Origin of the sequence: Pedobacter metabolipauper (assembly GCF_004362715.1) — a bacterium.
GTDB classification, from domain to species: Bacteria; Bacteroidota; Bacteroidia; order Sphingobacteriales; family Sphingobacteriaceae; genus Pedobacter; species Pedobacter metabolipauper.
Map to the genome: position 1 here is coordinate 1,356,953 of NZ_SNYC01000003.1, position 25,726 is coordinate 1,382,678.

21 protein-coding genes and 1 riboswitch are annotated in these 25,726 nt (G+C 40.5%); of the genes, 11 read left to right on the forward strand and 10 right to left on the reverse strand.

Annotated elements, in window-relative coordinates; translation table 11 throughout:
* The first annotated feature begins 13 nt into the window (after window positions 1–13).
* Both ATK78_RS05935 and ruvB read left to right on the forward strand, forming a co-directional pair.
* Window positions 14–907, forward strand: a complete 894-nt coding sequence (locus ATK78_RS05935; protein ID WP_133575302.1) for a 3-hydroxybutyryl-CoA dehydrogenase — start codon at window positions 14–16, stop codon at window positions 905–907.
* Between the two features lie 33 nt (window positions 908–940).
* Window positions 941–1,963 carry a Holliday junction branch migration DNA helicase RuvB gene (ruvB, locus tag ATK78_RS05940; protein ID WP_133575103.1) on the forward strand — a complete coding sequence of 341 codons (1,023 nt, stop codon included), beginning with the start codon at window positions 941–943 and terminating at the stop codon, window positions 1,961–1,963.
* Window positions 1,964–1,980: 17 nt separating this feature from the next.
* Here the strand turns inward: ruvB and ATK78_RS05945 are convergent, their stop codons facing one another.
* On the reverse strand, window positions 1,981–2,190 hold the full coding sequence (locus tag ATK78_RS05945) for a hypothetical protein (protein ID WP_133575104.1): 210 nt from the start codon (window positions 2,188–2,190) through the stop codon (window positions 1,981–1,983).
* 79 nt (window positions 2,191–2,269) lie between these two features.
* On the opposite strand from ATK78_RS05945, the gene queG reads away from it, so the two are divergent.
* Window positions 2,270–3,211, forward strand: coding sequence for a tRNA epoxyqueuosine(34) reductase QueG (gene queG, locus ATK78_RS05950; RefSeq protein ID WP_133575105.1), 942 nt, complete (start codon window positions 2,270–2,272; stop codon window positions 3,209–3,211).
* 3 nt (window positions 3,212–3,214) lie between these two features.
* Here the strand turns inward: queG and ATK78_RS05955 are convergent, their stop codons facing one another.
* Window positions 3,215–4,222, reverse strand: coding sequence for a 3'-5' exonuclease (locus tag ATK78_RS05955; protein WP_133575106.1), 1,008 nt, complete (start codon window positions 4,220–4,222; stop codon window positions 3,215–3,217).
* A 227-nt stretch (window positions 4,223–4,449) separates the two neighbouring features.
* Here ATK78_RS05955 and ATK78_RS05960 point away from each other — a divergent pair, with 227 nt between their 5' ends.
* Genes ATK78_RS05960 through ATK78_RS05975 form a run of 4 tightly spaced genes read left to right on the forward strand, consistent with a single transcriptional unit; the run spans window position 4,450 to window position 12,260 of the window.
* Entirely contained in the window at window positions 4,450–6,402 is a 1,953-nt protein-coding gene (locus tag ATK78_RS05960; RefSeq protein ID WP_133575107.1) for a DUF3857 domain-containing protein, read from the forward strand.
* Window positions 6,403–6,410: 8 nt separating this feature from the next.
* A complete protein-coding gene (locus ATK78_RS05965) occupies window positions 6,411–8,384 on the forward strand; it encodes a DUF3857 domain-containing protein (RefSeq protein WP_133575108.1) in 1,974 nt (657 codons plus the stop codon).
* 1 nt (window position 8,385) lies between these two features.
* Window positions 8,386–10,353 carry a DUF3857 domain-containing protein gene (locus ATK78_RS05970; protein ID WP_133575109.1) on the forward strand — a complete coding sequence of 656 codons (1,968 nt, stop codon included), beginning with the start codon at window positions 8,386–8,388 and terminating at the stop codon, window positions 10,351–10,353.
* Between the two features lie 2 nt (window positions 10,354–10,355).
* Entirely contained in the window at window positions 10,356–12,260 is a 1,905-nt protein-coding gene (locus tag ATK78_RS05975; protein WP_133575110.1) for a DUF3857 domain-containing protein, read from the forward strand.
* Between the two features lie 7 nt (window positions 12,261–12,267).
* On the opposite strand, the gene ATK78_RS23050 is transcribed toward ATK78_RS05975, so the two are convergent.
* The 7 genes from ATK78_RS23050 to ATK78_RS06005 form a co-directional block, all read right to left on the reverse strand.
* The gene (locus ATK78_RS23050; protein ID WP_262712164.1) at window positions 12,268–12,390 is read right to left on the reverse strand and encodes a hypothetical protein; all 123 of its coding nucleotides are present in this window, start codon (window positions 12,388–12,390) and stop codon (window positions 12,268–12,270) included.
* A complete protein-coding gene (locus ATK78_RS05980) occupies window positions 12,390–12,911 on the reverse strand; it encodes an NlpC/P60 family protein (protein ID WP_133575111.1) in 522 nt (173 codons plus the stop codon). Before ATK78_RS05980 ends, ATK78_RS23050 begins: the two co-directional genes overlap by 1 nt.
* Window positions 12,912–12,917: 6 nt before the next feature.
* On the reverse strand, window positions 12,918–15,530 hold the full coding sequence (gene mutS / locus ATK78_RS05985) for a DNA mismatch repair protein MutS (protein ID WP_133575112.1): 2,613 nt from the start codon (window positions 15,528–15,530) through the stop codon (window positions 12,918–12,920).
* Between the two features lie 86 nt (window positions 15,531–15,616).
* Complete coding sequence (locus tag ATK78_RS05990; protein ID WP_133575113.1) at window positions 15,617–16,342, reverse strand: menaquinone biosynthetic enzyme MqnA/MqnD family protein; 726 nt, start codon at window positions 16,340–16,342, stop codon at window positions 15,617–15,619.
* 6 nt (window positions 16,343–16,348) lie between these two features.
* A complete protein-coding gene (locus ATK78_RS05995; RefSeq protein ID WP_133575114.1) occupies window positions 16,349–16,957 on the reverse strand; it encodes a histidine phosphatase family protein in 609 nt (202 codons plus the stop codon).
* Window positions 16,957–18,150, reverse strand: coding sequence for an aminofutalosine synthase MqnE (gene mqnE, locus ATK78_RS06000; protein ID WP_133575115.1), 1,194 nt, complete (start codon window positions 18,148–18,150; stop codon window positions 16,957–16,959). The genes ATK78_RS05995 and mqnE overlap by 1 nt, the downstream gene beginning before the upstream one ends.
* A gap of 208 nt (window positions 18,151–18,358) precedes the next feature.
* Window positions 18,359–18,850, reverse strand: coding sequence for a lipocalin family protein (locus ATK78_RS06005; protein ID WP_133575116.1), 492 nt, complete (start codon window positions 18,848–18,850; stop codon window positions 18,359–18,361).
* Between the two features lie 117 nt (window positions 18,851–18,967).
* On the opposite strand from ATK78_RS06005, the gene ATK78_RS06010 reads away from it, so the two are divergent.
* The 4 genes from ATK78_RS06010 (at window position 18,968) to ATK78_RS06025 (ending at window position 24,228) form a co-directional block, all read left to right on the forward strand.
* Window positions 18,968–20,083, forward strand: coding sequence for a trans-sulfuration enzyme family protein (locus ATK78_RS06010; protein ID WP_133575117.1), 1,116 nt, complete (start codon window positions 18,968–18,970; stop codon window positions 20,081–20,083).
* Between the two features lie 191 nt (window positions 20,084–20,274).
* Window positions 20,275–20,387, forward strand: a riboswitch (SAM riboswitch).
* A gap of 225 nt (window positions 20,388–20,612) precedes the next feature.
* Window positions 20,613–21,920 carry an O-acetylhomoserine aminocarboxypropyltransferase/cysteine synthase family protein gene (locus tag ATK78_RS06015; protein ID WP_133575118.1) on the forward strand — a complete coding sequence of 436 codons (1,308 nt, stop codon included), beginning with the start codon at window positions 20,613–20,615 and terminating at the stop codon, window positions 21,918–21,920.
* Window positions 21,920–22,978 carry a homoserine O-acetyltransferase family protein gene (locus ATK78_RS06020; protein ID WP_133575119.1) on the forward strand — a complete coding sequence of 353 codons (1,059 nt, stop codon included), beginning with the start codon at window positions 21,920–21,922 and terminating at the stop codon, window positions 22,976–22,978. Before ATK78_RS06015 ends, ATK78_RS06020 begins: the two co-directional genes overlap by 1 nt.
* Window positions 22,979–22,986: 8 nt before the next feature.
* The gene (locus ATK78_RS06025; RefSeq protein WP_133575120.1) at window positions 22,987–24,228 is read left to right on the forward strand and encodes a homoserine dehydrogenase; all 1,242 of its coding nucleotides are present in this window, start codon (window positions 22,987–22,989) and stop codon (window positions 24,226–24,228) included.
* Between the two features lie 76 nt (window positions 24,229–24,304).
* Here ATK78_RS06025 and ATK78_RS06030 read toward each other — a convergent pair whose 3' ends face one another.
* Complete coding sequence (locus ATK78_RS06030; protein ID WP_133575121.1) at window positions 24,305–25,708, reverse strand: dihydrolipoamide acetyltransferase family protein; 1,404 nt, start codon at window positions 25,706–25,708, stop codon at window positions 24,305–24,307.
* Window positions 25,709–25,726 lie beyond the last annotated feature (18 nt).

Below are 25,726 nucleotides of genomic sequence, written 5' to 3' on the forward strand. Positions count from 1 at the left end.
TCTATAGATTATGATTAAAAACGTAGCAATTATAGGCTCAGGAACAATGGGTAATGGTATCGCACATACGTTCGCACAATTTGGATACCCTGTAAATTTAATAGACATCCATACGGATGCGTTAGAAAAGGCCATTCAAACGATCAGTAAGAACCTGGACCGCCAGGTGGCTAAAGGAACCATCACGGAATTAAATAAATCAAACACGCTGAATTCGATCACTACTTTTACTGACTTGCAGACGGGCATTGCAGAAGCAGACCTCATTGTTGAGGCTGCCACAGAAAATATAGACCTTAAATTAAATATATTTAAAAATCTGGATGCATTTGCTAAGCCGGGGGCTATCCTGGCAAGCAACACTTCTTCCATTTCAATCACTAAAATAGCGTCGGTTACGAACAGAGGAGATCAGGTGATCGGCATGCATTTTATGAACCCGGTTCCGGTGATGAAGCTGGTAGAGGTCATCCGCGGATATGCAACAAGCGATGACACCACTAAAAAAGTGATGGATCTATCTTTAAAGCTTGAAAAAGCTCCTGTTGAAGTGAACGATTATCCTGGTTTTGTTGCAAACAGGATTTTGATGCCCATGATCAATGAGGCTATTTATACCCTTTATGAAGGTGTTGCCGGTGTAACAGAAATAGACACCGTGATGAAGCTTGGAATGGCACACCCGATGGGGCCATTGCAGCTGGCAGATTTTATTGGTCTGGATGTATGCCTGGCTATATTGAACGTACTGCACACCGGCTTTGGCAATCCAAAATATGCGCCTTGTCCGCTGTTGGTAAATATGGTAACTGCAGGCAGTAAAGGAATTAAGAGCGGTGAAGGTTTTTACAATTATGCAGATGGCGCTAAAGCGGCGAAGGTAGCTGCAAAGTTTAGCAAATCATAACAACTTGCACTCGTTTTATAGTAACTTTACATCATGAATGAAAATCTTGATCCTTCTTCTGAAAGCTTATCTCCTGTAGAACGTGATATAGAGCGGGTTTTGCGTCCGCAAGCCTTTGAAGATTTTACGGGTCAGGAAAAGGTAATGGAAAATCTAAAGATCTTTGTGGAGGCTGCAAAGCTTCGTGGGGAACCCCTGGATCATGTATTGCTCCATGGCCCTCCGGGACTGGGTAAAACCACTCTTTCCTATATCATTGCGAATGAAATGAAGGTGGGCATTAAGGTAACCTCCGGACCTGTCCTTGATAAACCAGGAGATCTGGCCGGATTACTTACCAACCTGGATACCGGGGATATCTTATTTATTGATGAAATTCACCGGTTAAGTCCCCTTGTTGAAGAATATTTATATTCTGCAATGGAAGATTTTAAGATCGACATTATGCTGGAAAGCGGGCCCAATGCAAGATCTGTTCAAATTAACCTGAATCCATTTACGCTGGTTGGTGCAACTACACGCTCCGGCTTATTAACGGCTCCATTGCGTGCGCGATTTGGAATTAATTCCAGACTTGCCTATTATGATGCTAAATTACTGACCACTATTGTGCTGAGATCATCCGAGATCTTAAAAACGCCGATCACGGATGAAGGTGCCTACGAAATAGCCAGACGAAGCAGGGGAACACCCCGTATTGCCAATGCATTATTGAGACGCACGCGCGACTTTGCACAGATCAAAGGCAATGGACAGATTGATACGGAAATTGCACGTTATGCATTAAATGCACTTAACGTAGATGAACATGGACTGGACGAAATGGACAATAAGATCCTTGTTACCATTATTGATAAGTTTAAGGGAGGTCCTGTTGGCTTAAAGACTATTGCAACAGCTGTAGGAGAAGATGAAGGAACAATAGAAGAAGTCTATGAACCCTTTTTAATTCAGGAAGGCTTTTTAATGCGTACTTCCAGGGGAAGAGAGGCCACAGAGGCAGCCTATAAACACCTTAAAAAGAATTTTCCTGCACAAATGGGCAAACTATTTTAATAATTTGCCCATCATTATTATTTCCTCATTACAAACCACAAAATAAGCAGTACGATCAGAATGATAGGAATGATCCATTTCATTGCTGGTCCTGCACCATCCTTATTGTCTTCCTTTACGGCCTGCGGAGATGGCCCCGGATCATTTTCATGCTTTGCATAATCATGTTCTATTGGCTTATGCGGTTTATTTGGATCTTCTGTATGTGACGAATCTGTATTTTCCATGACGTTTTAATCTAGTTTAATAGGATAACAGTTCTTTAATTAAAATGTTTTTAACCGTAAACCTTATCTTTGTATTTGCATGTACAACAATCCGGAAAAATACAGCAAGCTCATTAAGGATGAGGCCCTAAGGTTAGGCTTTATGCAATGTGGTATTGCTAAGGCTGAATTTCTGGAGGATGAAGCACCACGGCTTGAAAAATGGCTGCACAGCGGGCATCACGGTGAGATGGCCTATATGGAGAACCATTTTGATAAGCGACTGGATCCAAGGCTGCTGGTTGATGATGCCAGATCAGTCATTTCCTTAACCCTAAACTATTTCCCTCAGGAAGTGCAAACCGATCCGGATGCACCTAAAATATCCAAATATGCCTATGGCTCTGATTACCACCTGGTCATTAAAGATAAATTATTTCAGCTGTTAAACTTTATCTCAGAAAATATTGGCGAAGTAAGCGGAAGGGCATTTGTAGATTCTGCACCGGTACTGGATCGTGCCTGGGCCAAGCGTGCCGGCATTGGCTGGATTGGCAAGAACAGTAACCTGATCAACAAGAAGAGCGGATCCTTTTTCTTTCTGGCAGAGTTGATCGTCGATCTGGAACTCAGTTACGACAATCCTTTTGAAACGGATCATTGCGGGACCTGTACCCGATGTATAGATGCTTGTCCCACCGACGCGATCTTATCCCCCTTTGTCATTGATGCAAAAAAGTGCATCTCTTATTTAACAATAGAATTAAGAGATGAAATACCAAAAACCTTCAATGATAAAATGGATAACTGGATGTTTGGATGTGATATTTGCCAGGACGTTTGTCCATGGAATAAGTTTTCAGTCCCCCATTCAGAGCCCGGGTTCAAAGCCAATGAAAACCTGCTTAATATGAAACGCGAAGACTGGCTTGACATTACTGAAGATGTGTTCAGGAGCATCTTTAAAAACTCAGCTGTAAAAAGAACCAAATTCAAGGGGCTTACCAGGAACATTGATTTTCTAAAAACGCTGCCTGATTAAGATTTACTTTCCGAACTTCATTTTCAACTGCTCCAGCATATCATTGGTAACGGCTACCGCTGGTTTTTCTTTCTTAACCGGATTTTGTTGTTTAAAATTGGGTACGGGAGTTTTTGCTGGTGATGCTGCAGGTTTTGGTTGTGTTCCAGGCTGCTGCTCCTGCTGTTGTTTTTGCTGCTGTTGTTTCTCTAGTTTAAGCTGTTCTTTTTTCTTGTTCCATCTTTCCCAGATCTCGGACAATTTCTTTTTGGTATATAACGGAAAATCACCTTGCTTCATCCAGGCATAATAGCTTGGTTCCAGATCAAAAACCTGTTCAACCGTTTTTCCTTTATGTTTACCGAAGTTAAAGATCTCTTCGTTATTGTCATTGAAAACCATTCTGCCTGCAAAATCTACGGGCTTGTTCATATTTGTAAACGTATGAAGGGCATCAACATCATTGATTACGGGCTTTGAAATATTGCCTTGCTTATCTTCAAAATCAACGTCCTTATATTTTTCTATCTGTGCCAGTAAAACATGGTAAGTGGCGGTGATATCTGCTTCTGCAGAGTGTGCATTGATGATGTCCTTGTCACAATAGAATTTATAAGCGGCCTTTAAGGTGCGCTGTTCCATTTGATGAAAAATGTTCTGCACATCAACAAACTTACGATCGCCCATGTCAAAATCCACCCCAGCCCTTAAAAACTCTTCCAGTAATACCGGAATATCAAAGCGGTTAGAGTTGTAACCTGCCAGATCTGCATCACCAATAAAATCAGCAACTTCCTGTGCTGCCATTTTAAAAGTTGGCTCATTCGCAACATGCTCATCATAAATTCCATGGATCAATGATGATTGCAATGGGATTGGCATTTCAGGGTTTATTCGAAGTGTTTTTATCAATTCAGAGCCGTCAGGCATCGCTTTTAAAATAGCAATCTCTACGATACGGTCTACACCAACATTAACTCCGGTGGTTTCTAAATCAAAAAAGGCAAGCGGGCGGTTTAAATTTAATTTCATCTTCAACTATTTGTAACGCTTCAAAAGTCGTAAAAATCATCGGTTAATCATTAATTTATTTGACAATCTATTTAACCATAAACAAATCGTTTTGTATCTTGCGCCAACAATGTATCGCTCTTATCTATGATAACACTTTATTTTCCGCTGCTCTTCTTACAGATCGTCTTTTTTTCAAGAGATTTAATTGCCCGGAATTCCGTATTAGCTATCTTGAAAACTAACTTATGTCCATAAAATTTCTTCCATTAAGCCTTTTAATCTTAGCCATCAGTATGAGCGCTGGTGCGCAAAACTTCAAATATGGAGAAATAAGCTATGATGACCTTTTATTCAAAAAATCATCATTAGATAGTACTGCAAATGCAGTAGTCCTTAAAGAATATGGCTTTGCAAATATGTTAAAAGATCAGATTACAGGAGAATTATCCGTGGTTTTTGAATACCATGTACGCATTAAGATCTTAAATAAAGACGGCTACAAACATGGCAGCATTGCCATTCCTTTAAGAAGTTTCAACAGCAACTCTTTTGAAGTAATCGACAAATTAAAAGGAGTAACTTCCAGTTACACGAATGGTGAGGTTATTAAAACCGATCTTAACCCCAAAGATGTGGTGGTAGAGAAATTAAGTAAATATAAAACGGTAACTAAGTTTAACCTGCCAAATTTGATTGATGGAAGTATCATTGAATATTCTTATATACTTTATTCTCCTGACATTTTTAATTTTAGACAGTGGGTATTTCAATCAGATATTCCAAAACTAGAAAGTAAATATATCGCCTCCTTACCCAGATTATATAAATATGCCGTTTCAATCCAGGGGTCACTTCAGATCAATGCTCCCGAAGCAAAGGTTATTGCAAATTGCGTGAGTGTAAATGGGAGGCCGGTAAGCTGTTTACAGCTCACTTACGAAATGAAAGACATTCCCCCTTTCGTTGAAGATGAATACCTCTCTGCAGCAAGTAATTTCAGATCATCGGTTAATTTTGAACTTTCAGAATATGTCGTACCAAACCGTACACAAAGAAGTATAGAAAATACCTGGAAAGATTTTGACCGGGACCTGGTTAAAGACAAATCTTTTGGCTTGCAAATGAAAGAGACAGACCTTTTTAAAAGCCACATTCCAGGGGTCATTCCCGGAGCATCCAATCATCTTGACAAAGCAAGGCTGATCTATGCATATATTAAAAAAAGCATTAAGAGCAACGGGTCAAGAGAGATCTATAGCAACAGTTCCATTAAAAAAGCCATGGAATTACATAGCGGAAATGTGGGGGACATTAACCTGGCATTAATTGCAGCCTTAACATCTGCCGGACTGGATGCAGAAGCAGTAATTTTGTCTACCCGCGAACATGGCCTGGTTCATGATGTTTATCCCGTATCATCTGATTTTAATTATGTACTCGCAAAGGTCAACGTTGACGGTAAAAGCTACCTGTTAGATGCCTCAGAACCCCTGCTTCCTTTTGGATTAATCCCCTTTCAGTGTTTAAATGGTAAAGGGCGGGTAATTGGCTTAACTAAACCCTCCTACTGGTATGACTTGCAGGCTAACCAAAAAGAATCCACAACCTATACGCTAAGTGGTGCAATCGGTCAGGATGGTAAAGTGAAGGGTTCTTTAACAGTTCATTCCTTAGGATATGCAGCCCTGGATGCCAGAAAAAAAATAACCAGTGCCGTTTCTGCAGCTGACTATTTAAAAGAGATAAATGAACATCATCCAAATATAAACCTGTCATCACATCGGGTTAAAAACCTGGATAGCTTAGATCTGCCACTGGTAGAAACATTTGATGTAGCAATAGATAATTTTGAACACCTGTATTTCAATGGCCTCCATAAGAATCCATTTATATCAGATAAAAGAACATACCCGATTGATGCCGGCGTGGCAAAGGATCAAAACTGGTTGCTTTCCATTAAATTACCAGACAATTATGTTCCGGAAAGTCTACCCGCAGATGTTTTAATCCACTTACCCAATGATGGTGGAAAGTATACTGCGAAACACTCCTTTCAAGACCATATCCTGTCTGCAAACGCGGGTTTGCAAATGGATAAAATCATCTATAATCCTGAAGATTATATGGCGGTTAAAGCGTTTTTCGAGAAGGTCATATTATCTCAAAAAACGAATTTTGCATTTAAAAAAACAAATTAACATCCCTTATGAAACCGATCATATTACTTGTATTTGCCCTCTTCTTTTCTATACCTATACTTAATGCACAGGATTTTGAATACGGGCAGATCTCTAATGACGATGTCATTTTAAAGAACACCAGACTAGACAGTAATGCCAATGCAATGGTGATCAGGGAATTTGGTACCGCAAGAATGAGATTGGATGATGCCTCTGGACGTTTATTTGTTGATTTCCAGTATCATGTTCGCCTTAAGATCTTTAATAAAAATGGTTTTGAACATGGAACCATTACTATTCCGCTTCGAATTCGTAAGGAAGAAGACGACCGGCTTGTCGACTTGAAAGCTACCACTATAAATTATGCCGATGGAAACCTTACAAGAACGGATCTGGACAGAAAGAAATTCTATGTAGAAAAGTTAAATAAGTACACCTCCCTAACCAAATTTACCATGCCTGATCTAAAGGATGGAAGTATCATCGAATATAGTTACACGATCCAATCTCCTTATATATTTAATTTCCGGCGCTGGGAATTTCAATCAGATATTCCGAAGATGCACAGCGAATACATCGCTTTTATACCAGCTTATTACAACTACCATACTAGCTTACGGGGGGCACTTAAGTTTACCACTGAAAATGCCGAAATAAATAATGGATGCTTAAATATAAATGGTGTGATGGTTAATTGTTCTAAAATGAGCTATATTATAAAAAATGTTCCTGCATTTATTGAAGAAGATAACATGACTGCGCCAAGTAACTTCAAATCTTCAATCAATTATGAACTATCTGACTACATGTTAACCAACGGAACAAAATTTAATGTTACAAAATCATGGAAAGATGTAGATCGTGAATTGCTGGCAGATCATGACTTTGGTCAGCAAATGAAGAAAAAAGAGGTATTTCTACCCTTATTGCCTCAAATCCTTAAAAATACAACGGACGAATTGAGTAAAGCAAAAGCCATCTACTCCTATATTGAGAAAAACATAAAGAGCAATGGTTTTATAGGCTATTCCAGTGAGAATACCATAAAAAAGGCAAATGAACTGCATTCGGGCAATACAGGGGATATCAATCTGGCACTCATGGCTGCATTAAGTGCGGCAGGCCTTGATGCAGAAGCGGTGATCCTGTCTACCAGGGCAAATGGTGCGGTAGGAGAACTTTACCCGGTATTAAGCGACTTTAATTATGTAGTTGTCAAGGTTAATATTGCCGGACAAAGTTATTTGCTGGATGCTTCAGAGCCCTATCTACCTTTTGGATTGCTGCCTTTGGAATGTATTAATGGGAAAGGCAGGGTTTTTAGTTTAACAAAGCCTTCCTATTGGCATGATCTTACTGCAAACCAAAAAAGATCTACGAGGACAATACTTACCGGAACCTTATCTCCAGACGGAAAAATGAAAGGGACTTTGTCCACTTATTCCCTGGGATACGCGGCAGTTGATAAACGTGAACGTATTTCAAGATCTACTTCTGTTGATGACTTTGTTGAAAAACTGGATGAGCAAATGCCCAATATTAAGATTACAAGCCATAAAATTGAAAATCTGGATAGTATAAATAATATGCTCATTGAAACCTATGAAATTGAAACACAAGGTTTCGATGTTTCTAATCCTGACCAAATTTTTTACAATCCATTTTTCATTAACCGTACCAGTACCAATCCGTTTAATTTAAATGAACGGACCTATCCGGTTGATCTTGGTTCTGCACGTGAGGACCGAATCATCATGAATATAAAAATGCCGGAGAATTTCATACTTGCGGATAAACCTAAAGACATTGGAATTGCATTACCAAATGCTGCAGGAAGATATATGGCAGCAATAGCGCTTGATAATAGCACCTTATCGGTCAGCCAGACTTTGCAGCTCAACAAGCCTATATATGAACCGGACGAATATTTATCGCTTAAAGAGTTTTATAGCCGGATCATACAATCACAAAAAACAGATATTCTATTTAAAACCAAATAACATGAAACAGTTTTTACTGTTATTTTCAATACTGCTTTCTACGGTTACTTTAAATGCACAGGATTTTGAATACGGCCAAATAACCAACGACGAGTTGGCTTTAAAGAATGCCAGACCAGACAGCAACGCCAATGCAATTGTTACCAGGGAATTTGGCACTACAAAAATGAAAGTGGATTATGACGCCGGACTACAATTCATGGAGTTCCAATATCATGTACGCATTAAGATCTTTAATAAAAACGGTTATAAGCATGGAACTATTACCATTCCGCTTAGTGTAAGCGGAGCGGGAAACGAAACGCTCATTAACTTAAAAGCTACAACAATTAATTATATTAACGGTGTACAAACAAAAACGATTTTAGACAATAAGGATACTTTCACAGAGAAATCATCAAAGAATCAATCTCTTATCAAGTTTACCATGCCCAATTTGAATGAAGGAAGTATCATCGAATACAGCTATACCTTACAATCTCCTTATGTATTTAATTTTAGGGGATGGCAATTTCAATCAGCCATTCCTAAACTTCATAGTGAATATATTGCATATATTCCTGCCACCTTTAATTATAATGCCATTTTACGTGGAAAACAAAAATTAACTTATGAAAATGCCGAGGTAAATAAAGCTTGCTATAATGTTAACCATACGGTAATCGATTGCTCCAAAATGACTTACATTATGAAAGATGTTCCTGCTTTTATTGAAGAAGCTTACATGACTGCGCCCCGCAATTTTATATCTGCCATACATTATGAGCTGGCTGACCATATAGGAACAGATGGATTAAAAACAAAAATTACCAGATCATGGAATGATTTAGATCGTGACCTAATCAAACACCAAGATTTTGGTCAGCAAATAAAGAAAAAAGAGGTATTTAAGGATCTTATACCAGGAATCATCAAAAATAGTGAGACTAGCCTGGATAAAGCAAAAGCCATTTATGCTTATATAGCAAAAAATATTAAACACAATTTCTACACTGGTATTTATTCATCTGGCATCAAAAAATCATTTGAACAACATTCAGGTAGCACAGGTGATATTAACATCTCTTTAATTGCCGCCTTATCTGCCGCCGGACTTGATGCAGAGGCTTTAATCTTATCTACGCGATCAAATGGTACCTTAAATAATCTCTATCCGATACTTACAGAATTCGATTATATTGTTGCAAAGGTCAATATAGCGGATCAATGTTATTTACTGGATGCCTCACAACCTTTTCTTCCATTTGGACTGCTTCCACTGGAATGTATCAACGGAAAAGGCAGGGTAATTAACCTAACCAAACCTTCTTATTGGTATGACCTCAAAGCGAGTCAAAAAGAATCTACAAATTATATGCTCAATGCGACTTTAGATGCTGATGGAAAGATAAAAGGTACCTTGACCACCTATTCATCAGGGTATGCTGCATTAGATAAACGAATACAAATTTCAAAATCCACTTCTACTGACGATTTTGTGGAAAAACTGGATGAGCGCATGACAGGTATGACCATTACAGATCATAAAATTGAAAATCTGGATAGCCTGGATCAACCAGTCATAGAGACCTATGAAATTGAAATGAACGCATTTGACCATATGGATCAGGAACAGCTTTTTTATAATCCTTTTATTATCAGCCGGATCACAACCAATCCGTTTAACCTAAATGAGCGTACCTACCCGGTTGACCTTGGTTCAGCCAGTGAAAGCCGGATCATGATCAACATAAAAATGCCTGAAAATTTCACACTTGCTGATAAGCCTCAAGATGTTGTCATTTCTTTACCCAATTCTGGCGGAAAATATGCGACTGCAATTGCGCTGAACAACAACTTTCTATCGGTAAGTCAGATTTTACAAATGAACCGGTCGATGTATGCACCGGAAGAATACCTCTCGCTCAAAGAATTTTATAGCCGCATCGTGCAATTACAAAAAACAGACATCTTACTTAAAACCAAATAACCATGATCCGGAACCTTATCTTTTTGCTAGTTATTTTTTTGGGTACACCTGGTTTTTCACAAGTTCAGATCAATTACCGTACGGATAATATTCCCGCTGAATTGAAGAACCGTGCAAATGCCGTGATCCGCAACATGGAGACTACTGTGGATATGCGAAGTCCGGAAAATGTGATCATCACCGTTAAAAAAGTCATGACTATCTTTAATGACAATGGAAATAAAAAGGGTGCTTTAGTATTATTTTATGATAAAAATACCGCTATAAAAAGTGTTAGGGGGCAAACCTTTAACTCGTTTGGAATGGCCACCGGGAAGTTTTCACTGAGTGACTTTATAGACCAGAGTGCCGTAGATGATGGTACTTTATATGGAGATTACCGTGTAAAGGCATACCTCTTTAATCCAATTTCGTATCCATATACCATTAGTTATGAATATGAGATAAGGAACAAGCAAAATCTTGTTATACCTGACTGGTATACCAATCCCGATGCGGATGTATCCGTAGAAAAAAGCAGCTATACTTTTATCTCCAAACCGGAAGATAAAGTCCGCATTAAAGAATACAACTTTAAAGGGAATCCGGAAATACTGAAGTCAGAAAAATTTTCCAGCTACACCTGGAAGGTGCAAAATATCAGTGCGTATAAACCAGAACCCTATGCCCCTGTAGAAGATAAGTATCTTGCTCATGTAAAAATTGCTCCTGAGCAATTTACATACTATGGCCATAAAGGAAGTTATACCAACTGGGAAGAACTTGGCAAATGGTTCTACAATGACCTGATCAAAACCAGGCAAAAGCTTAGTCCACAGACCATACAGGAAGTAACCGAACTGGTCAAAGGAATCTCAGACGATAAAGAAAAAGCCCGTAAAATTTATGATTACGTTCAAAAGAAAACAAGATATATCAGTGTTCAGATTGGGATAGGGGGCTTCCAGCCTTTTGAGGCCGAAGAAGTTCACCGCTCTGGTTATGGAGATTGCAAGGGTCTTGTTAATTATACCCAAAGCCTGCTCAAAGCAGCCGGCATAAACAGCTATTATTGCCTGGTGTATGGAAGTCGCACGAAGCAGAGTTTTGAACCTGATTTCGCCAACATAGAAGGCAATCACATCATCCTTTGCATTCCATCGAAAACAGACACCACCTGGCTGGAATGTACCAGTCAGGAAAGTCCATTTGGGTATCTTGGTGGTTTTACAGACGACAGAACGGTACTGGCATGTACTGAAAATGGCGGCATCCTGCTCAAGACACCTACATTGACCACACAGCAAAACTTATTAAAACGCAACGCAGAACTTACCATTGATCAGGAAGGTAATGTAACCGGTAAAATAAAAACAGATTTTAGCGGTTCACAATATGACAACTATGCGTATTTAACACACAAATCGTATACTGATCAGTTAAAAGCATTAAAAGACGAATATGATATTGACAACATCAACTTTAGCGATTTTAAACTGGTTCAAAAAAAGGATGACAATCCGAAAGCTACAGAAACTGTGAATTTAAGTATCCAGAAATTTGCGTCTAAAACAAGTAGCCGGGTGTATCTCGTACCCAATGCATTTAACAAATCAGGAACCATCTCAGAATTAAAAAACAGAACCTTACCACTATACATTAACCGTGGGTATACCGATGAAGATGAGATTATCTATACCATCCCTGAAGGATATACGATAGAAATTAAACCCAAAGATCAGGAAATAAGATCCCCGTTTGGAATATACGCAGTCAGCATAAAACAGAATGGGAGCAAACTGTACTATACCCGTAAGATCAGCATCAACCAGGGCACTTATGCTCCCGAAAAGTATGCAGAATATGCAACCTTTATCAACCGGATAAACCAGGCAGATCACGATAAGATAGTTTTTAAGCTGAACTAGAGATTAGCTAACTTAAAATAATTATTCCAAGTGCAATACCAATGATCATAATGAGGTACATCAGGATCTCTGTGGTGGCAAAGCGCTTGTATTTTTTCCAGAATGAGATCTCTTTTTTTGGTTCAGTCATCAGTTTTCTTTAAAAGATCCCGCCTTAACCATGGCCTTTTGATAAACAGCAAGGTTTAGATCGTCTACCACTACCCCGCGACTGGTAGAGGCGTGGACAAAGAAATTATTATTCAGGTAAATCCCGACATGATCCACTTCACGGCCGCCAAAGGAGAAAAAGATCAAATCACCTTCCCTCAACTTCGAGAGGTCTTTTTCTTTAATCGTTTCTGCCTGGTCCCTTGATCTTCTTGGCAGTTGAATGCCATAAATATCTTTTTCCAGCAGCAACGCAAATCCGGAACAGTCAATGCCCTTCTTATCCAATCCGCCAAGCTGATACCTTACCCCTGTCCAGTCTGTAATGAAACGGTACAGTTGCCTGCTTTTCAGATTGGCCATCGCATCTGCCATTTTTGCGGCCGATGTATTAGATTTTACTGTTGTTTTTCTGGAACTGCATGCAGCAAAAACAAGCAGTACTATCAGAAACCACAGGGCTTTGCCCCCTTTTTTTGCATAAGTTGTGCTGATCTCCATAGGTAATTATTCTTTTATGATCCGCTGGATCTCATCCAGTTTCAATAAAGCTTCAACGGGTGTTAATATATTTACATCGAGGTTATTCAGTGTATCACGTATTTTGATCAGCACCGGATCTTCCACCGCAAACATCTGCAGCTGATAAGCCTGGTTCTGTACCTTTTTAATGCTGTCTTTGATACTTTGGCCTTCCGTTCTGTCTATCTCCAGCTTTTTCAGGATCTCATTGGCACGGTTGATCAGTTTTGGCGGCATACCGGCCATTTTAGCCACGTGGATACCAAAACTGTGTTCGCTGCCACCCGGGATCAGCTTCCGTAAAAAGATCACTTTATTTCCGGCTTCTTTTATAGATACATTAAAATTCTTGATGCGGCTCATGGAGTTTGCCAGCTCATTCAATTCATGGTAATGCGTGGCAAATAAGGTTTTAGGCCTGGCAGATGGATGCTGGTGCAGAAATTCTGCGATGGCCCAGGCAATAGAAATCCCATCGTATGTACTGGTTCCTCTTCCAATCTCATCCAAAAGGATCAGGCTGTTGTCAGAAATGTTGTTCAGGATACTTGCGGTTTCGTTCATTTCCACCATAAACGTACTCTCACCGGAAGAAAGATTATCTGAAGCACCAACACGGGTAAATATCTTGTCTACCAGGCCGATGCTCGCGGCCTTTGCAGGAACAAATGAACCCATCTGGGCCATCAGCACAATGAGGCCGGTTTGGCGCAGTATGGCGGACTTACCAGACATATTGGGACCGGTAATGATGATGATCTGCTGGGTATCATTGTCCAGAAAAACATCGTTGGTAATATATTCTTCGCCAACAGGCAGCCTTTTTTCAATAACCGGATGTCTGCCGCCTTTAATATCAAGTATCTTTTGATTGTTTATTTCAGGTTTAACGTAGTGGTTTTTAATGGCCAGCTGTGCAAAACAGAGCAGCACGTCAAGCTGTGCAATTAAAAAGGCATTCAGCTGGATCTCTTTGATGTATGCAGAAACCTGCAGCATCAGTTCATTATACATGCGCACCTCAATCTGCATGATCTTTTCTTCAGCACCTAAGATCTGCTCTTCGTACTCTTTCAGTTCTGGTGTAATGTAACGTTCAGCATTGACCAGGGTTTGCTTCCTGATCCAATCTGCAGGCACTTTATCTTTATGTGTATGTGTTACCTCCAGGTAATAGCCAAATACATTGTTGAACGCAACTTTTAAAGAAGGAATTCCGGTGATCGCCGCTTCTCTTTTCTGAATCTCTATCAGGTAATCTTTACCGCCAAAAGAGATCTTGCGTAAACGGTCCAGGTCTTCATCAATACCATCCGCAATCACATTTCCTTTAATCAGAAGCGCAGGCGGATCCTGCTGCAATTCTCTTTCGAGTTTCTCCCTGATCGGTAAACAAGGATTTAACCGGTTGGCAAGGCCAAGCAAAAAAGGATTCTTAGTATCTTCAGCTATCTTTTTAACAGACTCAATGTGATACAGTGCTTTTTTTAACTGGCAAAGTTCTCTTGGACCAACCTTTAACAGGCCAACTTTAGAGATGAGCCGTTCCAGATCACCAATCTGTTTAATGTGGGAAAGAAACTCTTCGAGCAAACTTTCTTCCTTCACTAAAAAACCCACCATTCCCAACCGCTCTTCAATGGGTTTCAATTCTTTAAGCGGCATAATGATCCACTTATACAGTAACCGTGCACCCATCGGGGTCGAAGTTTCGTCGAGCACCTGAAACAAGGTAACCGCATTGTCGTGCGGAGAACTCACCAATTCCAGGTTGCGGATGGTAAAGCGGTCCAGCCAAACATACTTATCTTCCTCTAAGCGGGAAATAGAACTGATGTGTTTCAAATTCCGGTGTTCGGTTTCATTCAGATAATGAAGAACTACACCGGCTGCCACAATACCAGCCTGTAATTTATCTACACCAAAACCCTTTAGTGAATTAACCTCAAAGTGTTTGGTTAAAATTTCATTTGCATAATCAGACGTAAAGGCCCAGTCGTCCAGGTGAAACGTATAAAATTTATCCCCAAAAAGTTCCAGGAATTCTGTACGCTTACTTTTCTGAAAAACGACTTCATTGGGTCTGAAACCCTGTAAAAGTTTATCAATATATTCTGCATCACCTTGTGCCACATGAAACTCACCGGTAGAAATATCAACAAAGGATACGCCAACAGCATTTTTATCAAAGTATACCGCAGCAAGGTAATTATTTGATTTCTGGCTAAGAATGTTATCACCATAGGCCACTCCGGGAGTAACGAGCTCGGTAACACCTCTTTTAACAATGGTCTTAGTCGTTTTTGGATCTTCCAGCTGGTCGCAGATCGCAACCCGCTGCCCTGCCCTTACCAGCTTGGAAAGGTAGTTATCTAAAGAGTGGTGCGGAAAACCTGCAAGTTCTAAAGCGCCTCCATTCGGTCCGGTTCCCCTGCGTGTAAGTACAATGCCCAGAATCTGGGCAGTCTTTACAGCGTCTTCGCCAAATGTTTCATAAAAGTCGCCTACCCTGAATAATAACAATGCACCGGGATACTTTGCTTTAATTGCATTGTATTGCTGCATTAATGGGGTTTCCTTAGTATTATCTTTAGCCAAAATGATTCTGATTACAAAATCGTAAAGATACTATCTTGATCTGTAGGCTTTATGATTTGTTGATAATTTAAAAATTGTGAATAGGTTTACAATTTCGCAATGTAAGAAAGAAATAAAGCTAAAGCTTCCCTTTTTTTATCTGTAAGTTCAAAATCCAGCTTATTGAGCAGGTAATCCCGAAGGTCTATACCTTGTTCTGCAGGCAGTTCATCTACCAGCTGGTTCCGGTAAGAAAGGCCAAGCGCCAGGGCCGCATTAAATTCATTTATAAATTCCTGAGGGATCGTTTTATTGGCTACCCAGGCTGCGTATAAAAAAGGTAACCCGGTAAAGTTCATCCATTCTTCGCCCATATCATATGCATAGGCAAAGGCCTCCTTTTTACCGAATGTACGGTCTCCAATTAAAACGATCGCATCTGTGTCCGCATCTGCATCTGTTGTAAATTCGACATCCTGTTTCCAGTAAAATTTAAACAGCACCTTAGCCAGGTTATTGGAGGTCCTGGATTCGCGGTCCAGCCTGACCGTTTTAATGGCCGAAACCTCCACATTGCTAAATATAAATACGGAGTTTACTGCACCTACAGACCCAATGCAGTAATCTGCAATGATGTTTGCATTCGGAACATTTGGAATAGCAGCAACCGGGATCAGCCCGATATCAACCTGACCGTCAATTAATTTAGCAGCACAGTCTGATGGGATGTCCAGGCTTAGATCGATCTTATGGATCAGATCAGAATGCTCGATACCATAAATAAAAGGTTTTGTATTGGTATAGGAAACGGCAGAAATTTTAACTTTATTCAAAAGGAATTATTTTAAATGATCGGTATTGTTAAACTCGGCAAGGGTAAATACATCTCCGGTAAGTTCAACTTTATAAAGGGTGGTATTTAAATGCGGGAAATCTCCCATTTCAGAAAGCGGTTTATTCATCAGGTAACATAGAAGCATGCGCATGGCACGGCCGTGCATACAGACGAGGATCAGTTTCTCCGGTCTGGATTTGATCAGATCAACCGTCTCCTTAAGCCTGGCTACTACCTCATTCGGGCTTTCGCCACCTTCAAAACGGGCATCGTAATCTCCAGACTGCCATTTCTCCATAATATCTTTAAACGCAGCAATGGCATATTCATCATTTGGTTTACCTTCCCAGATCCCCCAGGCCAGCTCATCTAAACCACTTTGTTTTTCCCATGGAATACCGGCTTCAATAAAACCCTTAACGGTTTGGTGGGTACGTACCAGATCTGAGGTGTATACTTTTTCAAAAGGAACATCTTTATAAATCGCATAAAAGGATGCTGCCTGGCTGCGCCCGGTATCGTTCAAATCACTATTAATACCTCTTCCCTGTACAATGCCCTGTTTATTTAAATCCGTTTCACCATGCCTGATGATATATAGTTCTTTATCCATTAATTGATTACAGGCAATTTATAAAATTGCGGTTTAACATCACCTTCAAAAACAACATCGGTAAAATCAGTTACTACGTTATAAAGGGTATCTCTTTCAATAGGTTTACGTTTAACCTGTCTGATCAGTTCTACAAGTTCTTTGGTACTCATTGCCGGATTCTGTTCTTCAGCACCAGCCATTGAATAGATCTTCGTCGTATCGTCAAGCGTACCATCAATATCATCTACCCCAAAGTTTAAGGACAGTTGGGCAGTTTGCCGGCTGATCATCGCCCAGTAAGCTTTAATGTGGTCAAAATTATCAAGATAGATCCGTGCAATGGCATAATTTCTTAGATCTTCAATGACAGAAACCTCAGGCACATTTTCCATTTGGTTGTGCTGGTTTCTGAATTTAAGCGGGATGAAGGTTTGAAAACCACCGGTACGGTCCTGCAGCTCACGCAGCTGCTCCATATGGTCAACACGGTGTTCAAATTTCTCTATATGACCATACAGCATGGTTGCGTTAGAGCGCATGCCTAATTTATGCCATTCTTCATGAATATCCAGCCATTGCTGCCCGGTACATTTGTCCTTCGCAATTACGTTCCTGATATCGGGATGAAAAATCTCAGCACCACCACCCGGAATAGATTCCAGGCCTGCGTCTTTCATTAATTTCATGCCTGTGGCATAATCTATTTTAGCTTTTTTAAAGATATAATGATATTCTACCGGCGTTAATGCCTTTACATGAAGCTCTGGACGGTGCTTTTTAATTGCAGTAAACAATGCAGAATAAAACGCAACATCATATTGCGGAAGAACACCGCCAACAATATGAACTTCTGTTACCGGCTCAGCATCGTATTTCTTAACCACATCAAGCATTTCATCCAGCGTAAGTGCCCAGCCTTCTTCTTTTTGTTTGATTAACCGGGAGTACGAGCAGAATTTACAGTCATAAACACAAAGGTTTGTAGGCTCTAAATGAAAATTCCGGTTAAAGTACGTTTTATCACCATGCTTCTGCTCCCTTATGTGGTTTGCTAAAACACCAAGATAGCCAAGTTCAGCGTGTTCATAAAGATAAACACCTTCATCAAAAGTAATCCTTTGCTGGTTTTGTACCTTTTGCGCAATTACCCGTAATGCGGCTGGCAAATCAGGATCATTAATAATTAACGCGAGTTTTATAGTCGTATCCATCTATAATGTATAATAGACAAATTTAAGATAAAATCAACAGATCGCGGTTCTTTAAGCCCTTTAACCTGTCAACATTGTGTAAAAGAGACAAAATAAAACGCTATACCACACTGGATCAGGTAACTAGCGACGGCATACAAAAATGTGGTTATACTAAAAAGGGACCTGATTTACACCAGGCCCCTTTTTCCCTAACCAATTAACCAAATTATTTTGCGGCCTTAGTAAAATTTAAGACGATGTAAGCTGGTGAACTTCCGTAATCTACCGGCGACTTTACAATCATATTGCTGCCATCTGTAGAAGTAAGCACCAAACGATAACCTGAGGTTACATTTTTGGCTTTATCACCTTCAAAGATCTTTTTAAACTGAAAAGTTTGATCTGCAGGACTTGCTGACCAGAATATAGTTTGTGTTTTTGCTGCACATGTGCCTCCGCCCGGCAAGGTATAGCTACCATTACCGCTATTTGTTAAGCTCCATGTACTACCCACAAAGCAAGTATATGAACCTTCATCAAATAATGATTTTACGGCAGACTGAGGTAATCCTTCAAAAGTAATGTCGTTTAAAACCCATGTTCCGGTAACATTACCTCTTTTTAAACTTGTAGTACCAGCAGCACCCTTAGGTGAACAGCTTTGCAAAACCATTAATGAACTGCACAAAATGGCTGCTATAAGGAATATTCTTTTCATATTAATATTTATTTGGTAATCCAATTACATAAATCTTGCCAAAACTTCAACAGAATATTTTATACCTTTAACTTTGTTATACAAGAAAACCTAAATTCCATATTCAATCCCATCATAATGAAGTCAGAAACCATCGCTATCCACGCTGGAAATTTATATAGATCAAGCACAAATGATGTTACCCAACCCTTAAACCTGTCTACTACTTTTTTGAGAGATGCAGATGGTGGCTATTCTGGCGGACACATGTACAGCCGCGTCAGTAACCCCAACCGGTCGGCGCTTGAAAATATCCTGGCAGAACTGGAAAAAGGTGCAGAAGCCTGCGCATTTTCTTCCGGCAATACCGCCGGCATGAGCCTGTTCCAGGCGTTAAAACCCGGCAGTCACATCATTGCCCCTGATGATATGTACTGGGGTTTTAAAAAACAGCTGCAATCTATCTTTGCAGACACCCTGGAAATTGATTTCATTGACCTTACAGATGTAGCCGGGATTAGCAGCTACATTAAAGAAAATACCGTGCTCATTTGGATTGAGACCCCATCAAATCCATTATTAAAAATAACTGATGTTGCTGCAATTGCTAAAATTGCAAAGGCAAACCGCCTTGTTCTTGCGTGCGACAGCACTTTTGCGTCTCCATGCCTGCAAAATCCGATTGCATTGGGCGCCGATATTGTGATGCATTCTTCTACAAAATATATCGGCGGGCACAGCGATGTGCTTGGCGGAGTTCTAATTACCGCAGCTAAAAATGAATTGTGGGACAAGATCCGGAACATTCAGCAGGTTGGTGGTGCAGTACCTTCCCCATTTGACTGCTTCCTGTTGATAAGAAGCATTAAAACTTTGGCTTACCGCATGCGCGGACATTGTGATAACGGGATGGCACTCGCCCTATACCTCGAGAAACATCCTAAAATAGATGCTGTTTACTATCCCGGTCTCCCTGCCCATCCACAGTATGAGATTGCAAAAGCACAAATGAGCGGCTTTGGGGGTATGCTTTCAGTACTTGTAAAAGGCGGTGCTGATGAAGCGCGGGCCGTAGTCAATAAAGTAAAATTATTTGCACAGGCCACCAGCCTTGGCGGTGTAGAAAGTTTAATAGAACACCGCGCATCCGTAGAAGGACCGGATACGAAGACGCCACAAAATTTAATTCGGATATCTGTCGGATTAGAACATATAGATGATTTAATTGCAGATATTGATCAGGCCCTGAACTAAGAATCATTTATTGTAAATGATTTAATTAGATTTCTCCCATTTACAAAACGCCAAAAAAGTGTTTTATAAATCTGAAAATCAATACATTGAAAAATATTCAGAATTATATTTTGGATATTTTAACACATAAGCCTACATTTGTTTAATTATTTAGCGAAAGCTACCAAGTCAATACCTCTTTACCAGGGTTTGATTTATAAAGAAGTGGCGAGAGACAGGCTCTTTGACCCACTGGCAACCCTCCCAAATGGAGAAGGTGCCAATTCCTGACCAATAAGCAGGGTGCTTTTTGGAACGATAAATTGAAACAAAATGAAAACAGTAAAAACCATTTCGAGCAACCTGAATTATTGTAGTCTGCAGCATACCCTTAGTATGTGCTGTTGCATGCTATAATTTAAAATCTTCCTCCTGATCACGTATTCATCCGGAAGGCCCTTTATCGGGTACGCTACACGATTTACGCCTGTCGTTTTTAACAGCTGTAAACATTAAGAAATCAGTATTTATCATTTAGTAAAGAAAAAACATGTCAGCTTCTTATAAATTCGAAACCCTACAACTACACGCCGGTCAGGAAATTGATCCGGCAACAGGCTCCAGAGCCGTTCCAATATATCAAACTACCTCTTACGGGTTTAAAAATTCCGAACACGGTGCAAACCTTTTTGCATTGAAAGAATTCGGCAATATTTATACCCGCATCATGAACCCCACTACAGATGTTTTCGAGAAGCGCATAGCCGCACTTGAAGGCGGCGTGGCAGCCCTGGCGGTAGGCTCCGGACAAGCGGCACAATTCATTGCCCTTAACAATATACTACAGGCGGGTGATAACTTTGTATCCTCTTCTCATTTATACGGCGGATCCTATAACCAGTTTAAAGTCGCATTTAAAAGGCTTGGCATAGAAGTTAAATTTGCCAATGGCGATGATGCCAATGATTTCGAGGCAATGATAGATGCCAATACCAAAGCCATTTACCTGGAAAGTATAGGTAACCCGGCATTCAGCATTGCTGATTTTGAAAAATTATCTGCCATTGCCAACAGGCATGACCTGCCTTTAATTGTAGATAACACATTTGGTGCTGCAGGCTATCTGTTTAAGCCGCTGGAACATGGCGCCCATATTGTAGTGCAATCGGCTACCAAATGGATCGGCGGACATGGAACCAGCATTGGCGGTGTTATTGTTGACGGTGGCACCTACAACTGGGGAAACGGTAAATTTCCTCAGTTTACAGAACCTTCAGAAGGATATCATGGATTGGTATTTAATGATGTTTTTGGACCAGGCGGCCCTTTTGGCAATATTCAGTTCATCATCCGCGCCCGTGTAGAAGGCTTGCGTGACTTTGGACCTGCCCTTTCTCCTTTTAATTCCTTCCTGTTAATCCAGGGCTTAGAAACTTTATCCCTTCGTGTACAGCGTCATGTAGACAATGCACTGTCTCTTGCTACCTGGCTGCAAAACCATGAAGCCGTAAAAAGTGTAAACTATCCCGGCCTGGAAAGCAGCCCATATCATGCCAACGCAAAAAAATACCTGCAGAATGGTTTTGGGGCGGTACTGTCCTTTGAATTGCATGGCGATAAAGAACAAGCATCTGCCCTGGTTGATAACCTGATACTGATCAGTCACCTGGCTAATGTTGGCGATGCAAAGACCCTGATCATCCAGCCTGCAGCAACTACACACCAGCAGCTTAGCGAAAACGAACAAATTGCCGCAGGCGTATCCCCAAATCAATTGAGGGTATCTGTAGGCATAGAACATATTGACGACATTAAGGCAGATTTTGAGCAGGCCTTTACTAAAATAAACACTAAATAATGAGTACCACTGCCACCTATACCTACAATAAGCCTTTTAAACTCGAAAACGGTAAAAAGCTTAGAAAAGTAGAGATTGCATACCAGACCTATGGTAAACTAAATGCCAAAAAAGACAATGTGATCTGGGCTTGCCATGCACTTACGGCCAATGCCGATGTGCTGGACTGGTGGAAAGGTCTTTTTGGAAACAATGATCTTTTTAATCCGGAAGAACATTTCATCATCTGTGCAAATGTACTTGGGTCACATTACGGCAGTACAAATCCTTTAAGCATAAATCCGGCTACCGGCCTTCCTTATTACCTTGCTTTTCCTGATCTAACCATCAGGGATATGGTTGCTGCACACCAGTTATTGGCAGCACATCTGGGCATCAGCTCCATCAAGGTTCTGATCGGTGGTTCATTAGGCGGCCAGCAGGCCTTAGAATGGTCAATATCTGACGCTAAAAGCATCGAAAACCTGATCCTTGTGGCATCCAATGCCGTTCATTCTCCATGGGGAATCGCATTTAATGAGAGCCAGCGCCTTGCCATATCTACTGACCGTACTTTTTATGCGCAACTACCCGAAGGCGGATTAAAAGGATTAAAAACAGCAAGAAGCATTGCCCTCCTTTCTTACCGTACCTATGAAGCTTATTCCTCTACCCAACTGGAAAGTGTAAACGATAAAACCGGTTCATTCCGCGCAGCATCCTATCAGAACTACCAGGGAGAGAAATTGTGTAAACGGTTTAATGCATATAGCTACTGGTACCTGACCAAAGCGATGGACAGCCACAATGTTGGCCGCGGAAGAAACAGCGTTCTTGATGCACTGGCTTTAGTAAAAGCAAATACCCTGGTTATTGGAATTGAAAATGATGTCCTGTTCCCATTGTCTGAACAGGAATTTCTTGGAAAAAATATTCCGGGTGCCGAATTTAAAAGCATCAGTTCTGCTTATGGACATGACGGATTCTTAATAGAAACCGATACACTTACCCGGATCATTGGCAACTTCTTAAAAGAAACTATAAATAAGAAAATAATTAAATTACATAAAACAGCATAAATACCCAGATGAGTAAGAAACTTAAGATTGGTTTATTTGGTTTTGGAGTAGTTGGACAAGGGCTGCAGGATATTATTCGCGGACAGGACCTCAACCTTGAAATCATTAAAATAGCAATCAAAAACCCGGATAAGAAACGCAGTCTTGATGCGCACCTGTTTACAACAGATCACGATGAGTTGTTGAACAATCCGGAAATCAATACCATAGTTGAACTGATAGACGATGCAGATGCTGCATTCAGCATAGTTAAAAAAGCATTGATCAGCGGCAAAAATGTAGTTTCTGCCAATAAGAAGATGATTGCCACGCACCTTGCTGAACTGGTTGAACTGCAGGAAAAACACGGGTCTTCTCTATTATACGAAGGAGCCGTTTGCGGAAGTATCCCCATTATCCGTAACCTGGAAGAATATTATGACAATGAACTTCTTCATGGAATAAGCGGTATATTTAATGGTTCATCCAATTATATCCTGTCTAAGATCTTTAATGAGAACCTGGAATATGGTGTAGCCTTAAAACAAGCACAAGATCTTGGGTTTGCAGAAACCGACCCGATATTGGACGTTGGAGGATACGACCCTAAATTTAAACTGGCCATTGCCACTGCACACGCTTACGGCTTGTTCATCAATCCCGATAAGATCCTGAATGTAGGCATCCAGAACCTTTCTGAAAATGACATCCGGTATGCAAGAGAGAAGAACTTCAAGATTAAACTCGTTCCTACAGCACGCAAAATAAGCACCAAACAAGTGGTTACCTATGTGCTTCCAAAATTTGTAAAATCAGATGATTTTCTATATAATGTAGAAAATGAGTATAATGGCGTAACGGTTCAGGCTGCATTTGCTGACAAGCAGTTTTTCTTTGGCAAGGGTGCCGGGGGCCATCCTACAGGGGCAGCGGTATTATCAGACATTGCAGCATTGCGTTATGATTACCGCTATGAATACAAAAAATATCACCAGCACAATGGTCTGGTTCATACAGACAACGTAAATATTGAGATCTACCTGCGCTATGTTCATGAATATACTGTAGAAAAGCTTAAGATCGATAACATCATAGAGCGTTTCTCCAGAAACGATTATAAATATGTGATCGGAAATGTGAGCCTTAAAACCTTATTGGCAAACCGTGACCTGCTGGAACAAAAAGATGTTTTTATTGCACACACCGGAAGATATACCTATACGGAACAACAGATCCAGGTTGTATCTGAAGAAGAAATATTGTTTAGCTAATTATTTTTGTTTTGATAAAGTAAAGGCTCCCGATTGTAAAAAATCGGGAGCCTTTCTTATGTTATCTCGTCTTTAATCAGATCTCTCTGTTGATATCCCAGTTCTCCAGGTAATCGGCAACCCTGCGCACAAATGATCCTCCAAGAGCCCCGTCTACTACCCTATGGTCGTATGACAAGGAAAGGAACATCATGTGGCGGATGGCGATGACATCTCCAAATTCAGTTTCTAAAACAGCCGGTTTCTTTTTAATGGCCCCAACTGCCAGTATGGCTACCTGTGGCTGGTTAATGATGGGTGTTCCCATTACATTTCCAAAAGAACCTACATTGGTTAATGTGAAGGTGCCACCTTGTGTTTCATCAGGCTTTAACTTAGAAGTCCGCGCGCGACCAGCAAGATCATTTACAGATTTGGTTAGTCCCACTAAATTAAACTGGTCTGCATTCTTTATAACCGGAACAATCAGGTTCCCGCTTGGTAAGGCGGCAGCCATGCCAATGTTAATGTCTCTTTTCTTAATGATCTGCGTTCCATTTACAGAAACATTGATCATTGGAAAATCTTTGATGGCTTTGGTTACTGCCTCTATAAATAAGGGCGTAAAAGTGATCTTCTCATTCTCACGCTTTTCAAATACTTTTTTAACCTTCTCTCTCCACAATACCAAATTGGTAACATCTGCTTCTACAAATGAAGTAACGTGCGGCGAAGTTTGTACGCTCATGATCATGTGATCGGCAATGAGCTTACGCATTCTGTCCATCTCAATGATCTCATCACCGCCACCTAAACTTACCGATACGGCAGGTTTTGAAGGCTGAGCAGCAGAAGGTATACCTGCAGGCTGGCTTAATGGTGTATTGGCAGATTGAGCTGCAGGAGCAAGAACCGGAGCGGCTTGTTGTTCCGTTGCCGGAGCATTGGGCTGAGCCGCATTTCCGCCTTTAGCCTGAATATAATTTAACAGATCATCTTTCGTTAAACGGCCATCAGCACCGGTGCCAGGGATGGTATCCAGCTCATTTGCATTTATATTTTCCTGTGCGGCGATATTCTTTACCAATGGAGAATAAAACCGTTCTGAACTGCTTTCCGGTGTTACTGCATCATTTGAAGGATAAGATACCCCGGTATTTTCAGCTGGCAATTGTTCTGTACCCGGAATTTGTGCAATACCAGGAACAGGCTCTGTTACAGCTGCCTGAACAGGAGCTTCATTTTCAGAAACTGCAGTTGTATCTGTTTCAATGATTGCAATTACAGCACCAACCTGAACCACCTCATCTTCCTTAAATAAATGTTTGATTAATTTACCTGCAATAGGCGATGGGACTTCAGAATCTACCTTATCGGTAGCGATCTCTAAAATTGTATCGTCCAGATCGATCATATCCCCGGGATGTTTTGCCCACTTAATGATGGTTGCTTCTGCAACGCTTTCCCCCATTTTAGGTAACAATAATTCGTATTGAGCCATTTTTAATTTTATAATTGG

Coding starts and splice junctions, on each gene's coding strand:
- ATK78_RS06030 (WP_133575121.1), bottom strand. CDS start 25,708: ATGGCTCAATACGAATTATTGTTACCTAAAATGGGGGAAAGCGTTGCA.
- ATK78_RS05955 (WP_133575106.1), bottom strand. CDS start 4,222: ATGAAATTAAATTTAAACCGCCCGCTTGCCTTTTTTGATTTAGAAACC.
- ATK78_RS05960 (WP_133575107.1), top strand. CDS start 4,450: ATGTCCATAAAATTTCTTCCATTAAGCCTTTTAATCTTAGCCATCAGT.
- ATK78_RS06020 (WP_133575119.1), top strand. CDS start 21,920: ATGAGTACCACTGCCACCTATACCTACAATAAGCCTTTTAAACTCGAA.
- ATK78_RS06010 (WP_133575117.1), top strand. CDS start 18,968: ATGAAGTCAGAAACCATCGCTATCCACGCTGGAAATTTATATAGATCA.
- ATK78_RS05945 (WP_133575104.1), bottom strand. CDS start 2,190: ATGGAAAATACAGATTCGTCACATACAGAAGATCCAAATAAACCGCAT.
- ATK78_RS06005 (WP_133575116.1), bottom strand. CDS start 18,850: ATGAAAAGAATATTCCTTATAGCAGCCATTTTGTGCAGTTCATTAATG.
- ATK78_RS05995 (WP_133575114.1), bottom strand. CDS start 16,957: ATGGATAAAGAACTATATATCATCAGGCATGGTGAAACGGATTTAAAT.
- ATK78_RS06015 (WP_133575118.1), top strand. CDS start 20,613: ATGTCAGCTTCTTATAAATTCGAAACCCTACAACTACACGCCGGTCAG.
- queG (WP_133575105.1), top strand. CDS start 2,270: ATGTACAACAATCCGGAAAAATACAGCAAGCTCATTAAGGATGAGGCC.
- ATK78_RS05975 (WP_133575110.1), top strand. CDS start 10,356: ATGATCCGGAACCTTATCTTTTTGCTAGTTATTTTTTTGGGTACACCT.
- ATK78_RS06025 (WP_133575120.1), top strand. CDS start 22,987: ATGAGTAAGAAACTTAAGATTGGTTTATTTGGTTTTGGAGTAGTTGGA.
- ATK78_RS05980 (WP_133575111.1), bottom strand. CDS start 12,911: ATGGAGATCAGCACAACTTATGCAAAAAAAGGGGGCAAAGCCCTGTGG.
- mqnE (WP_133575115.1), bottom strand. CDS start 18,150: ATGGATACGACTATAAAACTCGCGTTAATTATTAATGATCCTGATTTG.
- ATK78_RS23050 (WP_262712164.1), bottom strand. CDS start 12,390: ATGACTGAACCAAAAAAAGAGATCTCATTCTGGAAAAAATACAAGCGC.
- ATK78_RS05970 (WP_133575109.1), top strand. CDS start 8,386: ATGAAACAGTTTTTACTGTTATTTTCAATACTGCTTTCTACGGTTACT.
- ruvB (WP_133575103.1), top strand. CDS start 941: ATGAATGAAAATCTTGATCCTTCTTCTGAAAGCTTATCTCCTGTAGAA.
- ATK78_RS05965 (WP_133575108.1), top strand. CDS start 6,411: ATGAAACCGATCATATTACTTGTATTTGCCCTCTTCTTTTCTATACCT.